Below are 14,980 nucleotides of genomic sequence, written 5' to 3' on the forward strand. Positions count from 1 at the left end.
AACGTCGGATGGGGCTATCAGGGGTTAAAGCGATAGATTTTAGGGAACCGTAAAGGGATGAAAGACAGGATCAGCTAATCATTCCACCTACTGTTTGGAGGAAGTCACCTATGTATCATCTATACAGCCATAATGATCTGGATGGTGTCGGTTGCGGCATTATCGCCAAATGCGCTTTCGGCGAAGGAATTGATGTCCGTTACAACTCCATTCACGGTTTGAATCAGCAAGTCGCAAGGTATTTGAACCGGACTTCCGTACAGGAGAATCCGTATGATGTGTTGTTTATTACGGATTTGTCCGTCGCTCCGGATATGGAGAAGGAACTGAACGTGTTTGTTGAAGAGGGAGGGCAGGTGCAGCTTATCGATCACCACAAAACGGCTCTTCACTTGAATGAATATAGCTGGGGGCAAGTGGATGTCACGCATCGGGACGGCCGCCTAGCATCGGCAACCTCACTATTCTATGAATATTTAATTGAGCATGGACATCTGGGCAGAAGCGAAGCACTGGACGAATTCGTAGAGCTGGTCCGCCTCTATGATACGTGGGAATGGGAAGAGAATCAGAAGATTGAGGCTAAACGTCTGAATGATTTGTTCTATATGTTGTCCCTTGACGAATTTGAGAGCAAGATGACGCAGCGTCTGCGGGAGCAGGGGGGCTTCTTCTTTGATGAGTTTGAAGAGAAAATATTGGACATGGAAGAGAATAAAATCGATCGTTACATCCGCCGCAAGCAGCGGGAACTCATTCAGACCTTCGTGGGGGAGCATTGCGTAGGCATCGTGTATGCCGAATCCTATCACTCTGAGCTTGCCAGCGAGCTGGGAACGACATATCCTCACCTGGATTACATTTCCATCTTGAACATGGGGGGAAGGAAAATGAGCCTTCGTACGATTCATGATCACGTGGATGTGTCCGAAGTCGCGATGCGATACGGGGGAGGCGGTCATCCCAAAGCAGCGGGGTGCACGATTAACGAGGAAGTGTATCAATTATTTGCTGCTGACCCGTTTGAGCTGGAGCCGATCCGGTTCGACGCTTCACGGAATCAGTTCAACATGAAGGGGACGGAGTCCGGCGTTCTTTACGAAAGTTGGAGTGAGGATCTGCTGTTTGTTTATGCCCACGCCGGGGAATGGATTGTCGAGTGGAACGGGGAACCCCTCCCATTCCGGTTCAGATCGTTCGAGGAGGCGGAGCGGCACATGAAGCGGCAGTATGGGGCCTGGCTCTCCAGGGATGACGTGTTTGTGAAGATGCTGAAGGAACAATGGAGGCGAAACCGTTCCAATGGCCGGCCGGGACTACCGCCGGATATGGATGAGGAGAAGTTAATGGAAGATCTGTAGAATTAACAGCATCAAGGGTGGAGGAGATCTATCCTAAAGACGCTTTATTGTGAGACAGGAGGAATATACGGTGAAAAAAATGATCGCCGGCTGGGCTCTTGCCCTGTTAACGGCAGGCATCCTCGCATGGAGTCAGACTCAAAGTCATTCCGAGCCCTCCATTCCCTCGGCTGTTCACAGCAAGGAGCTGCTGAAGGATGTTCCTGTACCTTGGTCCGCTACGAAGAACACCATTCGATTGAATACATCCGATCCTGTAAGTGCGGCTGTACTGACCTCCAAGACGCTGTGGCAGTCCACGAATGAGCATAGTCGTCCGCAGACGGTGATTCTGGTGGATTCGGCTCAATGGTCCATTGCGGCTGTTAGCGTCGATCTGACCCAGCTTAGCGAAGGGCCTCTACTGTTTGTGGAAGAAGAGGGGATTCCCAAGGAGACGCTGGAAGAGCTGAGACGGCTGAAGCCAAGGGGAGCGGAGCATAACAAGGGCATTGAGATTATTACTGTCGGCCCGATTTCGGATAGGGTGATGAAGGAACTTCACGGGCTTGAATATAAGACCGATCACATTACTGCCGGGGAGCCAGCAGAAGCAGCAGCCGCTATTGATGAATACGCTGCTAAGGTATCCGGATCTGTACCCACCTCGGTTATTGTCGGATCGATGGATCGTCCGGATTATACGCTTCCTGCGGTGAGCTGGATTGCCCATATGCCGGAAACGATGCTGTATGTTCGCGAGAAGAATGTGCCTGAAGTGACGGCACAGGCGCTCCATAAGCGGAAAGGGAAAGCGAATATCTATATCATTGGTCCCGAAAAGGTGGTATCCCGGGCAGTCGAGGACGAGCTGCGGCAATATGGGAAGGTGACGCGAATATCCGGGGATGACCCATTCGAGAATGCCATACATTTTGCACAGTTCAATGATCCCGTAACAGGCTTTGGTTGGGGCATTCAATCGCCGGGTTACAGTCTCTCGTTCTCGACACCAGATTCGCCTGTATTGCCCATTGCAGCCGCTCCATTATCCCATATGGGTAAGCATGCACCTTTATTGTTTACGGACCGCGACGGGGTGCCACGCTCCATTACGAAGTATGTAGAATCGATACGGCGTCAGAGCGGCACGTCCCGGGTGGAAGCTCCTTATAATCATGCCTGGATCATTGGAGATGAACAGACCCTGACTACGAAGCTCCAGAGTGAGATTGATGAAATTCTGGACATGGATGCAGGGCATGACTAATGTCGTCCTCCAAGTCCATTGGCAGGTGAAGTTGGTCCATGGTGTATTGAATGTAAATAAACCGTTCCTTTCGTAAATGGTGGGTAGAACTTCCATTTTACCAAGAAACGGTTTCTTTTCGTTTGTCTAAAGTATGTTTCCGCACAACGTAGCGGAGAGGACGAAACGATTCGTACACGAAGCGTCGCATAAAAGAAAAGAGGGCATCCCGCCAGATCTAGGATCTTTTGGGATACCCTCTTTGATATTGGATGACTGTTCAGGATACGAACGTTCATCGCCATGTTTTAAGTTCAGAGATATTCGCAGGGATTAAGCATACCAGCCCCATACGAAGATGAACAGCGTTCCGAAGATTGTGACAAGGCCAACGAACAGAGCGTAGGCAATGTTGATGTAAACGGATTTTTTGTCATCACTTTCCCCGACGTGCATGAACAGCATGAGCTGAACGGTTGCCTGCAGGATAGCGGTAACCAGCAGAACGGCCAATTTCGAAGCTGCCGGCATATCCAGCAGAACGACGAGCGCAACCGCTGAAAGGACGAGAGACGATATATAACCCGCTACATGCTTAATTGGAAATAGCTGTTTTAACATGTCACATCAGTCCTTTCAAGTATACAAAGCTGAAGATGAAGATCCACACAACGTCCAGGAAGTGCCAGTAGAGCGAGAAGATGAAGGACTTGTTGGCTGTGGAATGATCCAGTCCATGCTTTTTAATTTGAAGCAGAATGCCAGTTCCCCACAGGAGACCGAAGGTAACGTGAGCTCCGTGGGTGCCAAGCAATGTGAACAAGCTGGAGGAGAAGGCGCTGGTTGAGAGCGTTACTCCTTCATGCACATAGGTGAAGAATTCGAAGATCTCGATCCCAAGGAATCCTGCACCGAGCAGCAGGGTGATGACCATAAAGATCATCATCTGCTTTTTCAGTCCCAGACGCATCGCATGAACAGCCAAACCGATGGTGAAGCTACTCGTTAAGAGCAGGAACGTTTCAAGTAATACTGGTGTAATTTCAAAGATTTCCGCTCCGCTCGGACCGCTGGCAAAGCGGTTCACGAGAACGAAGTAGACGGTAAACAAGGTTGCAAAGAGCGCAATTTCAGCTCCAAGGAACAGCCAGAAGCCAAATATACGATTACGGTTTTCCTCTGTTCCATATTCCAGCGGCTGAGTGGCATCTATTTTCATACCGTATCACCCCGCAGTTTCTGTTCGGTTTGAACAATCTCTTCAACCGGGATGTAGTATCCGTGATCACGGTCAAAGGACATGGTTGCCAAAATAATCAATACCGCAATACCGGCAACGATGGATGGAATCCACCAGCTGAATACCAGGAAGAAGCCAAGGAAGAAGAAGGCGATACCCAGTATAAATGGTTTTCCGGTGTTGCTTGGCATGTGAATCTTCGTGATTTTCTCATCCGAAAGCGGCTCGTTGTTTTTCTTCGAGAACCAGAAGGCGTCGCGGCCTTTGACTTTCGGAGTTACCGCAAAGTTGTAAACAGGAACCGGACTTGGCGTTGACCATTCCAGTGCGCGTGCATCCCATGGATCTCCTGTTTTGTCGCGCGGCTCGTAACGTGTACTCCAGTAGATGTTGTATACCAGAATGATAAATCCGATCGCCAGGCCGACTGCGCCGACCATCGACAGCATATTCAGCGGACCAAAGCCGGTTTCGGCCGAATAAGTGTACGTACGGCGGGTCATCCCCATAAGTCCCAGGAAGAACATCGGGAAGAACGTAACGTTAAATGAGATGGCAATGAACCAGAATGCGATTTTGCCAAGCTTTTCGTTCAGACGGAAGCCGAACACTTTAGGGAACCAGTAATGGAAACCGGCAATGACGGCGAATACGGCGCCTGGAATGAGCACATAGTGGAAGTGGGCAACCAGGAACATCGTATTGTGATACTGATAGTCGGCACTGGCCATCGCCAGCATGACGCCGGTAACGCCGCCGATCGTGAAGATCGGAATAAAGGCAAGCGAGTAGAGCATCGGCGTCGTAAAACTGATTCGACCCTTTCGAAGCGTGAAGAGCCAGTTGAATATTTTGATTCCGGTCGGTACGGCAATCGCCATCGTCGTGATGGAGAAGAAGCCGTTGACCATGGCCCCTTGACCCATCGTATAGAAATGGTGGGCCCATACCAGGAAGGACAACCCGGAGATAATCACCATACTCAATACCATGGAGCTGTAACCGTACAAGTTTTTTCTGGAGAAAGTCGAAATGATCTCACTGAAAATACCGAAAGCTGGCAGAATGACAATGTATACCTCAGGGTGTCCCCATACCCAGAACAGGTTGGCCCATAGCATATCCATGCCGCCGTTGGCCATCGTGAAGAATTGCGAACCAAAGATGCGGTCAAACATCATAAGCAAGAGCGCAATCGTAAGTACAGGGAAAGCAAAGATAATGATGACGCAAGTGATCAATACTGACCACGTAAACATCGGCATGCGCATCAGGGTCATGCCCGGAGCACGCATCTTCAGAATCGTCACGATAAAGTTCAGACCTGTCAGCAGTGTACCAATCCCTGAAATCTGAAGCGCCAGCGAGTAGTAGTTGTTGCCGACCGTCGGACTGAACTCGATACTGGCCAGCGGGAAATAGGCGGACCAGCCGGCATCCGGCGAGCCTCCGATAACGAAGGAAATGTTGAACAGCATCGCGCCGGCAAAGAACAGCCAGAAGCTGATTGCGTTCAGTTTAGGGAAAGCTACGTCACGTGCACCGATCTGAAGCGGAATGATGACGTTCATCAGACCGAAGATAAACGGCATCGCCATAAAGAGAATCATGATGACCCCGTGAGTCGTGAATACTTCATTATAATGCTGACCGTTCAGAAACTTCATGTCCGGCGCAGCGGTTTGCGCACGCATCATGATTGCGTCGACGCCTCCGCGGAACAGCATGATCAATGCACAGATGATGTACATGACCCCAATTCTTTTGTGATCCACGGTTGTGAGCCATTCCCGCCAGAGATAACCCCACTTCTTGTAAAAGGTTAAACCGAAGAGGATTGCAAGCGAGACGAGAACAATACTCACCATGGCACCGTAAATTAACGGATCACCGGTAACGAAAAATTCGTCCCATTTCATAAAGGCCTAGCTCCTTTCTGGATGTATGAAGTAGATCGGGTGAAGAACGTTTTCGTCACCGATTTAATGTCCTTCATGTTGATGATTTGGACTTTCTTCAGCCGGGGAGTCCGGCAGTTGTTCATTCGGATCAACGTCGTTATGATCCTGATGCTCCTCATTGCCGTTGGCATCGCCGCCATGATGATGATTTTCGGACGGTGGAGGACTGAATTCCAGATGGGTGTTGGAGAAGGTCATTCGACCGACATGCGCGGTATCCAGCAGCTTCTTGAATTCATCTTCCTTCAGCTCAGGCGCAGTATCCTTCACATCCTTAACCCATTTATCGTACTCGGTAGAAGTCATGGCAAGTGCTTCAAACTCCATATGAGCGAACCCTTCGCCGTTGAAGTTTGCGTTACGACCCAACATGGAGCCCGGTTCATCGGCCACCATGTTCAGCTTCGTGATCATGTCACTCATCGCATACTTCTGACCATGGAGCTGCGGAATCCAGAAGCTTGAGATCGTGCCGAAAGAGTAGAGTCGGAATTCAATCGGACGATGGATTGGAATGTTAACGTAATTTACGGTTTCGATTCCTTCTTCAGGATAGCTGAAATGCCATTTCCAGTTGGATGATGAAGCGTAAATGACCAAAGGTTTTTGGTTCTCATAACCATCAGGCACATTCTCAACAGCCACCGTCGTTTTGACGGTAACGACCGAGAGGACGGCAACGATCAGGATCGGAATGGCAGTCCAGAGTATTTCCAGCCATTTGTTGCCCTCGTCATGTGGTGGTTCATAACCTTCATTGGATTTCTTAGCTCGATATTTGGTAAGAATGAAGATATAAAGCGTGTAAACAACGGCTAAAATTCCGACCATCATCAGAATGGAGAATATGATTGTATCGGATAGGGTTTTGGCAGCCGGTCCTTTCGGATCTAATACCGTGAGTGAACTGCATCCCGATAAGAGCAAGGTGAAGCTTAATAACAATGCAAATAACGGCCCTCTTTTGTTCATGATGTACCCCTTTCCTTGAAACGTTCGTTCGATTCAATGTTACTGACACATCTATAGTAGAAAGTTCCGGTCGGCTTTGCAAAACACATAAACTTGTATAATTAACATATAAATCCATATTCGTGTCAATGTATGTAATTTTATGTGTTCAATTTGTTACAAAAGCAACGGGGTGTGAGCGAAATCATTGTAGTGGCGCGGTTTCGGGGCAGTTCATACTTTGTTCAAACTTTCACGAGAGTTACCAGTTTCGTCACAATTCCGGGCCTGTTTTTCGCCACAATTGTCCTCTAATATTGCCGAATAAATCCCAGTATTGATAAGGGTTTAGACGTGTATGTATATTTTTTCACAATTAGGCTGGAGCGATTTTTTTATTTCCAATTTACTTATTTCACCAAAAGTACTGAATAGGCTTGTGATATGATATAACTAAAATTTGGAACGTTATTTTATACTGGAAACCTTGAGTTTGCTTGAGTGGAAAGAGAGGGGACGATGTGCGGTCGTTCTGGATATGGTTTATATTTCTTGGTTTGAGCTGGGTTTTCGCCTTTCTCCCTATGATCCAACATGGAAGTCCTGACCAATTGCCTTGGAGATTGGGGAGCAGCGCCATTTTCTTCACGGCCTTTTTTCTATCCCCGTTATACCGCGCCAGGCCTGCAATGCTATTTGTCACACTGCTCGTTGCGTCTTTATTTTCCGTGATCTCCTTATGGCCAACCAGTACGAGTGCACTTAACCCATATATTCTGTTGGTTTATTCCATTCTGGCAGGAAAAGCCGTGTACCGACTTCCGTTCATCCATGCTGCCTGCATAGGTCTTGTTCTGGCCGCAGGCGCCATGATGCCCGGTTTATTCGGATACGCCGAGTTTCCATGGTTCTTCCTCGTTCTATACTCGGTTATTCTCGCGATGGGTCTTGCCTTATTTCGCACGGTCTGGTCCCGTAATGAAGAGTCAATGGTTCGATATGAAACGCTGCTCAGTGAGTATCGTAATATGAAACGCCGTCTGATTACGGATGAGCAGCACGCCAGGCAGGAGGAGCGGGCTCAGGTCGGTCGGGATATCCATGACTCTGTCGGGCATAAATTAACGGCACTGCTCATGCAGCTTGAGATGCACCGGATGCAGGCAGACGGGGATACGGCCGAGGTTCTGAAGGGACTAAAGGCCCTCGCCAAGGAAAGTCTGGAGGAGACCAGGAACGCGGTGAAATCCATGAAGCAGCAGGAGGCCAGCGGATTGCCCGCAATCATCGGACTTCTCCGGCGCTTGGAATCCGAAAGCTTTATGCGCGTAACGCTAACGGCGCGGCATGGAGCGCTTACCGTACCTTTAAACAATAACCAATCCATTGCGGTATACCGAGCGGTTCAGGAAGCCATGACCAATGCGATGAAGCATGGGAGCTCTCGAGAAGTGCATATCATTTTTGAAGCGCCGGGAGGAGGCATATTTCGTTTTGAGGTAAGCAATCCGTATCATCGGAAACGCGATACATACCGGGAGGGCTATGGTTTAAAAGCGATGCGAGAGCGAATGGAAGAGGCTGGGGGCGAACTTCAAATCTCCCAGTACGACAACCAATTTATCGTTCGCGGAACGTTATTCATGTCCAAGTTAACAGAGGAGGGAGTCCGCTGATACGTTTATTATTGGCAGAGGATCAGGCCATGGTTCGTCAAGGTCTGAAGATGATGATCGAAAGCGATTCGGATATGCTGGTTGTCGGTGAGGCCAGTAACGGCAAAGAGGCTGTGACTTTATGCGAAAACCATATCTTTGATATCGTTGTGCTGGATATCCGAATGCCGGAGATGAACGGATTGGAGGCTGCCCGCATCATACGTTCACGATGGCCGAAGACAAAAGTGTTGATGCTGACGACGTTTAACGACGATCAGTATGCGGTCGAGGCGCTCAAGAGCGGGGCAAGCGGGTACATGCTGAAGGAGGCGGAGCCGGAGGCCCTGATCCGCTCGATTCGAAGCTGCTTGAGCGGCGGATTGTCGCTCCAGGAGGATGTGGCTGCCAAGGTGATTCCCAAGCTGCTGGAAGAGAAGAAAGCACCCACCGTTGATGCTTCGATTACCCCACGGGAGCTGTCCATCATACGTCTGGTAGGGGAAGGGCGCAGCAATCGCGAAATCGCAGACGAGCTGGGGTTGTCGATCGGAACGGTCAAGAATCACGTCAGCCAGATTATGGACAAACTTGATCTAAGAGACCGGACGCAGCTGGCGATTTATGCGATACGGCACAATGTGGTTTGATTTGCGAGAAAAGATGATAACCCGATATTTCCGAATCTACCATGACTGAAGTCATGGTTCGGAATCAAAGCAATGACCGAGGGCAGTGATGGCACTGCCTTTTTGCATATACACTTGTAACTGTGGACGATATGAACGAGGGGAAACCAAGGCAGTTTAGGCGTTCATATCGAGAATGGGGGGAGTCATGATGCTGGAAACCGTAGAACTTCGAAAGGTGTTTAAGGGCAAGACCGCTGTGGAGGAAGTCAGCCTGTATCTGGACCGTGGAGAATCCGTCGGATTAATCGGTCCGAACGGCGCCGGGAAATCGACAACAATCTCCATGATTTCATCCTTACTGAAACCGACGGGCGGCGACGTACGCCTGAACGGCAAAAGCGTGCTCAAACATCCGCAAGACATTCGCACCGTATTAGGCGTGGTGCCTCAGGAAATTGCCTTGTATGAGGAATTGACCTCGTATGAAAACCTTAAATTTTTCGGGCGCGTATATGGGTTGAACGGGAAGGAATTGGAGGTCAAAATTCAGGAGCTGCTTGAGACGGTCGGCCTGCGGGATCGCCAGAAGGAGTTAATTCGAACTTATTCCGGAGGCATGAAGAGAAGGATCAATATCGCAGCGGCTCTGTTGCATGATCCGCAAATCGTCATCATGGATGAGCCAACCGTGGGCATTGATCCGCAGTCCCGCAATCATATCCTTGAAACGGTCCGGCGCTTAAACCGGGACAAAGGGACAACGGTACTATACACAAGCCATTACATGGAAGAGGTGGAGCAGCTGTGCAGCCGAATGTACATCATGGATCACGGGCGGATTATCGCTTCGGGTACCAAGGAGGAGCTTCAGCACATCTTGTCCGGTGAGGATACGCTGATCATCCAGCTGAATCGCCCGAATCCAGAGCTGGCCGAGGAGCTTCGCTCCTTGGAAAGCGTCAGGCAGGTTGAGGAGACGGATCATGGCTTGAAACTCATTGTAATGAAGAACAGTTACATTCTGTCCAGCATCGTGCAGGCTGCGGAACGCCATGGGGTACAGATTCAGAATATTCATATCCAGTCGCCAAGTCTCGAGGATGTATTTCTTCATTTGACCGGCCGCAAGCTTCGGGATTGAGGGGAGGGGTGAACGCTTGGGCGTATTTTTCAAAAAAGACTTTCTCGTCTATTGGAGAGACCGGAAAGAGATGCTGATTGCTCTGTTTATGCCGTTAGCGCTAATTCTGGTTCTCGGATTTGCCTTGCCAAATTGGGTAGAGAATTCGAATGAATCCCTTGAGATGAAAGTCGCATTGGTAGTGAATGACCGGCATGAAGAGGGAGTCAAAGCCTTTCAGGAAAGCCTAAAGGGTTTGTCGATCAGCACGGAAGAGAAGAACGAACGGAGTAAAGCAGCCGCGAATTTTCAACCGGAAGCCCTGTTAATGAATATGTTCGGCGACGATGAGGTTGAGGAATTTCTTCAAGTTGCTGCATTGGATGACAAGACTGCCCAAGTACAGCTGAAGGAAGAGAAAGTGGAAGCCGTCATAACAGTTCCTGAGGGGTACACGCTGGCTGCGCTTAACAAGCTCCTCCTGCATGATGGGGACGGTGCGGTGTTGACTTTGACGGCGCTAGAGAATTCGATGAAAGTGAATGTTCTGCAAAATATGCTGGATGGATTTTTGGATACCGTTAATTATCAAGCTGCGCTGGACAGCGGAATGGAAGGACAGGAAAACAAGGGTGAGGGCAAGCTTACGCTGGCGAACCGCCCTGTCGGAGGATTGGAACAAATTGAAGGTGTGGACATGATTACCTCGTTCCAATATTACGCACTGGCGATCAGTATATTCTTTGCGCTGTCCGTCTCCACAACGACGGCGTCCAAATCGATCACGGAAAAGCGAGAGATGGTGTTTATGCGTCTCCTTCTTGCCGGAACCCATCCATTTCGCTACTTGTCCGGTAAGGTTGGGTCGACCTTGTGCATGTCTCTGCTTCAATCTGCGGTACTGATCATCGTCTCACACTTTCTGTTTCAGCTGTTTCCGGGGAAATCCCTGATCTTCTGGATCGGTTTGACCTTCATCATCTTCATGCTGTGCCTAACGGTTGCGGCGTTATCCGCGCTTTATACGGCCATGCTCTTCCGAATGAAGGACGTAGATGTCGCAACCGGCATTTCGTTCATACTGCTGGTTGTGCTTGGCGTCATCGGAGGGAATCTGGCGCCGATCTATATTTTGCCGGATTGGCTTATGAATATCGGCAGCGTAACCCCCAACGGCTTGGCCTTAATGTCCATGATTCAGTGGATACAGGGCAGTCCGTTTCAAGAACTATGGCTGCCGATCCTGTACCAAGGGGCATTCTTCATCGTTATTCTAGCTGCGAGTTTATGGATCTTTCCAAGAAGGGGGCGGATCTGATGGCTCCCATCCTATTATCACAATGGATGAAAGATAAGCGAAATCCATGGATGATCATCATGTTCATCGGCTTGAGCATCTTGGCCACGCTGATGTTTGGAGGGAATGTGGACAGCAAGATCAAGATTGACATCTTCACTGAAGACGGGGCGGTGCAAAAGTCTGAGGCCAAGTGGATCGAATTGCTGAATCAAAACGATACATTCGCATTTCGTATTCAGGATGAACAGACGGCAAGAAAGAAAGTGCGCGAGGGACGCGCAGATCTCGCCGTGAAGCTGGTCTCTGATGATTATCGCATCATAGCCGCAATGGATAACCCATATGTCCAGCTAGCTAATCAGCATCTCCGCACTGTTTATGAAAGAGAGCTGCAGCTTCGGGCCGCAGCGGCGACCGTTCAAGATGAAACGAAATTCCGCGAACACATACATTCTTATATGGAGAAACCACCCTTGCGTCTCCAATCCGAGTCGCAGGATGGGGGAGAACTCGTTCGTCATGATATGGGACTTCAGCTGCTGTTTGGATTTTCGTTATTCCTAGTGATGTTTACCGTTGGGTTCAAGGTGAATACGATTACGAAGGATAAAGCCACCGGCGTTTGGAACCGGCTGATTCTGTCCCCTGTCCGAAAAACAGAGATGTATTTGGGTCACCTGCTATACAGCTCTGTGATCGGCGTCTTGCAGATCATCCTGGTGCTGCTCATCTTTCGGTATGGTTTCGGTTACGACCTAGGCGATCAATACGGTTTGCAGCTGCTAGTCATTGTGATCTATACACTGACTATCGTCGCACTATGCATGCTCTTTGTCGGCATCTTGCAGTCGCCCGAGCAATTTGGAACGCTGTTTCCGTCCATCATTCCGATCATGCCGCTCATTAGCGGGGTATACATGCCGCCAGGCACGATCACGAATCCGATTCTGCTTGGCATCGCGGAGGTCATTCCGCTGACCCATGCGATGAAAGCATTGACGGGAATAGCCGTGTACGGTGACGGCATCGCGGATCTCTGGCTCCCGATTTCCAAATTGCTGCTCATCGGGGTGTTGTGCATGGGCATAGGAATTAATCTGATGGAACGGCGTCATGTGTAGGTGACAGGTATAGTTAGCGATATCGAGCGAGCACGCTGACAAAAGGAAAGGGCCTTCCCTGTGGATCAAAGTCCTCGGGAGAGCCCTTTTGTTCATTATAACGTATGGAGGCGGATAAGCTCCGCAAGCCGGATAAGCCCGCTCTCCAGCTGAGCGTACGAGGCGTAAGCATAGGATAGGCGCAGATGCTGCTGGTCGTTACGATCATATATATTTCCGGGATTAAGCAAAATGCTCTCCTTCAGTGCCTGCTCGAATAAAGGGCGAATGGAGAGGGGGTTCTTGATGCGAAGCCAAATATAGAATCCACCTTGGGGTGTATTCCAGTGTGCAATATCGTGAAAATATTGCTCCAGTAACGACAGGGTAAAGTCTCGGCGTCTCATCAGCTCTGCCCGGATCTGAGCGAGATGATTCTCATATAACCCACTGGAGAGCCATTCGGCGACGGCATGCTGGGAAAGGGAGCTGGAGCCGTAATCGGTTTGCATTTTGATATCGGACAGCCGATCGATGACCGGCTCAGGCCCGACGATCCATCCGATGCGCAGCCCGGGACCCAGGGTTTTGGACATGCTGCCCATATAGAGCACCAGGCCTTGTTTATCCGTAGCTTTCAGTGGGGGTGGTGAGGGGGTATCTAACCATAGATCCCCATACACGTCATCCTCGATTAAGGGCAGCCTTTCCTGAGCGCAAATCCGAAGCAGCTCTGCTCGTCTGTCGGAAGACATCAGCGTTCCGGTAGGGTTATGAAAGGCAGGGATGGTATAAAGCAGGGCAGCGCTGTGCTGGCGTTTGAGTCTTCCGATGGCTTCCGTTCGGACCCCGTTCTCATCCATAGGGATACCGTGCAAATGCATGCCGGCGGATTGAAACACATGAATCGAGTTCAGGTAAGAGGGATTCTCTACCAAAATGGAGGAACCGTGATGCAGCAGTCCAAGCGAGATCAGCTGTAAGCCTTGCAGCCCGCCGGAGACAATGAGTATGGAAGCAGGGGAGGCCATAATCCCTTTCTTTTTCAGATGATCACTGATGATTTCTCTTAAGTATAGGTTCCCTTTCGGTTCCGAGTAGCCCAAGGTGAAATGGCTGGACATCCTGCCGCTAAGCGTCCCCCGCATCTGGTTGGTAGGGAGGAGGTCAGGCGAGAGCTCGCCTGTTCCGAGACGGATCATATCCGAATCGGTTTCCGCACGATTGATTTGCTGGATCATATGGATGTTGGGCTGATAGGAGCCGGATTTCACGTATTGATTCCAATCAGGCGGAGGCGTGGCAGCAAGTAAACTCCAAGTATTGTTGATAATTACGGTCCCTTGTCCCACGCGGGATTCGATTAAACCGTCTGCGGCGAGCTCCCCGAGCGCATACACAATGGTGCTGCGGTTCACTTGAAATTTGGCAGCCAGATCTCGCTGCGTGGGAATTCGGGTACCGACCGGCCATTCCCCGTTCATGATTCTGCTCTTGATATCATCATAAATTTGCTGATGAAGCGGCAACTCGGAGTGCTTATTCAATTTCCATTCTTCGGCCATAGGTATTGGTAAACCCGCTTTCATGTAGGAATATGCCTCAGTATAACTCATTGGTTGGGTCAAGTGCCAACCAATTGGTTGGAGACGCAGCCGATACCCTCCTTTACAATGGTGGAAATATTCGCTGGAGGTTTGGTTTCTTATGATGGGCGTCATCGTTCATGGATTCATTCTAGCTTTAGGTCTTATTCTTCCTTTGGGCGTGCAAAATGTGTTTGTATTTAATCAGGGAGCGGTACAATCCCGCTTCGTCAAGGCACTGCCCGTCATGATTACCGCATCGCTATGTGATACGCTGCTGATCTCATTAGCGGTTCTGGGGGTATCCGTTGTTGTTCTGGAATATGAATGGATCCGAACCGTGCTGTTTTCATTGGGGATCTGTTTCCTGGTCTATATGGGAAGGGTAACCTGGAAGAGTAAACCTTCGGGTCAAGCGCAAGAAGAGGCTCGTTCGTTTACGCCGAAAAAGCAAATTGTATTTGCCATGTCTGTATCCTTGTTAAATCCGCATGCTGTTCTGGACACGATCGGGGTCATTGGCACAAGCTCGCTCCAATATACAGGGATCGACAAAGTGGTCTTTGCCGTTGTATGCATCGCAGTTTCGTGGTTGTGGTTCCTGGGTCTTGGAATAGCAGGCAGGGCAGCGGGAAGGATGGATCCATCAGGGAAATGGTTGTCCACGTTGAACCGAATATCAGCGTTGATTATGTGGGGGACAGCGGGGTATCTGGGGGTTAGCCTGATTCTATCCTAGCCGAAACGGTATGTGTGAATTTTTTATTATAGATGATAATTCCCTTGGCCCATTCTTCTTCCAACCTTTATAATGAGCCTAATTCAAAAGGGTATAAGGAGGGGGAG

At 49.6% G+C, this 14,980-nt stretch carries 13 protein-coding genes; 8 read left to right on the plus strand and 5 right to left on the minus strand.

From position 1 onward, the window contains the following. Positions 1-110: 110 nt before the first annotated feature. Positions 111-1,361 carry a DHH family phosphoesterase gene (locus tag CRG97_RS13185; RefSeq protein ID WP_098743421.1) on the plus strand — a complete coding sequence of 417 codons (1,251 nt, stop codon included), beginning with the start codon at positions 111-113 and terminating at the stop codon, positions 1,359-1,361. A 79-nt stretch (positions 1,362-1,440) separates the two neighbouring features. Then, positions 1,441-2,610: a cell wall-binding repeat-containing protein gene (locus CRG97_RS13190; RefSeq protein ID WP_237566439.1), complete on the plus strand. Its 1,170-nt coding sequence runs from the start codon at positions 1,441-1,443 to the stop codon at positions 2,608-2,610. Between the two features lie 312 nt (positions 2,611-2,922). Here the strand turns inward: CRG97_RS13190 and qoxD are convergent, their stop codons facing one another. From qoxD to qoxA, 4 genes are all read right to left on the minus strand, one after another. Next, positions 2,923-3,210, minus strand: a complete 288-nt coding sequence (gene qoxD / locus CRG97_RS13195; protein ID WP_098743425.1) for a cytochrome aa3 quinol oxidase subunit IV — start codon at positions 3,208-3,210, stop codon at positions 2,923-2,925. A gap of 1 nt (position 3,211) precedes the next feature. Next, complete coding sequence (gene qoxC, locus CRG97_RS13200; RefSeq protein WP_076321252.1) at positions 3,212-3,808, minus strand: cytochrome aa3 quinol oxidase subunit III; 597 nt, start codon at positions 3,806-3,808, stop codon at positions 3,212-3,214. Beyond that, the gene (gene qoxB, locus CRG97_RS13205; RefSeq protein WP_098743428.1) at positions 3,805-5,748 is read right to left on the minus strand and encodes a cytochrome aa3 quinol oxidase subunit I; all 1,944 of its coding nucleotides are present in this window, start codon (positions 5,746-5,748) and stop codon (positions 3,805-3,807) included. Before qoxB ends, qoxC begins: the two co-directional genes overlap by 4 nt. Positions 5,749-5,811: 63 nt before the next feature. Then, positions 5,812-6,762, minus strand: coding sequence for a cytochrome aa3 quinol oxidase subunit II (qoxA, locus tag CRG97_RS13210; protein WP_098743430.1), 951 nt, complete (start codon positions 6,760-6,762; stop codon positions 5,812-5,814). A 590-nt stretch (positions 6,763-7,352) separates the two neighbouring features. On the opposite strand from qoxA, the gene CRG97_RS13215 reads away from it, so the two are divergent. From CRG97_RS13215 to CRG97_RS13235, 5 genes are all read left to right on the plus strand, one after another. Continuing rightward, positions 7,353-8,417: a histidine kinase gene (locus CRG97_RS13215; RefSeq protein ID WP_237566380.1), complete on the plus strand. Its 1,065-nt coding sequence runs from the start codon at positions 7,353-7,355 to the stop codon at positions 8,415-8,417. Next, entirely contained in the window at positions 8,414-9,046 is a 633-nt protein-coding gene (locus CRG97_RS13220) for a response regulator (protein WP_098743432.1), read from the plus strand. Before CRG97_RS13215 ends, CRG97_RS13220 begins: the two co-directional genes overlap by 4 nt. Positions 9,047-9,236: 190 nt before the next feature. After that, positions 9,237-10,169, plus strand: coding sequence for an ABC transporter ATP-binding protein (locus CRG97_RS13225; RefSeq protein WP_098743434.1), 933 nt, complete (start codon positions 9,237-9,239; stop codon positions 10,167-10,169). 16 nt (positions 10,170-10,185) lie between these two features. Continuing rightward, a complete protein-coding gene (locus CRG97_RS13230; RefSeq protein WP_098743436.1) occupies positions 10,186-11,466 on the plus strand; it encodes an ABC transporter permease in 1,281 nt (426 codons plus the stop codon). Beyond that, the gene (locus tag CRG97_RS13235; RefSeq protein ID WP_161952928.1) at positions 11,466-12,569 is read left to right on the plus strand and encodes an ABC transporter permease; all 1,104 of its coding nucleotides are present in this window, start codon (positions 11,466-11,468) and stop codon (positions 12,567-12,569) included. Before CRG97_RS13230 ends, CRG97_RS13235 begins: the two co-directional genes overlap by 1 nt. A 95-nt stretch (positions 12,570-12,664) precedes the next feature. Here the strand turns inward: CRG97_RS13235 and pdxR are convergent, their stop codons facing one another. After that, positions 12,665-14,113 carry a MocR-like pyridoxine biosynthesis transcription factor PdxR gene (pdxR, locus tag CRG97_RS13240; RefSeq protein ID WP_098745064.1) on the minus strand — a complete coding sequence of 483 codons (1,449 nt, stop codon included), beginning with the start codon at positions 14,111-14,113 and terminating at the stop codon, positions 12,665-12,667. Between the two features lie 142 nt (positions 14,114-14,255). Between pdxR and CRG97_RS13245 the strand changes: the two genes are divergently transcribed. Further along, the gene (locus tag CRG97_RS13245; RefSeq protein ID WP_098743441.1) at positions 14,256-14,873 is read left to right on the plus strand and encodes a LysE/ArgO family amino acid transporter; all 618 of its coding nucleotides are present in this window, start codon (positions 14,256-14,258) and stop codon (positions 14,871-14,873) included. Positions 14,874-14,980: the final 107 nt, after the last annotated feature.

This window comes from Paenibacillus sp. EZ-K15 (genome assembly GCF_002573715.1).
Classification (GTDB): Bacteria; Bacillota; Bacilli; order Paenibacillales; family Paenibacillaceae; genus Paenibacillus_AQ.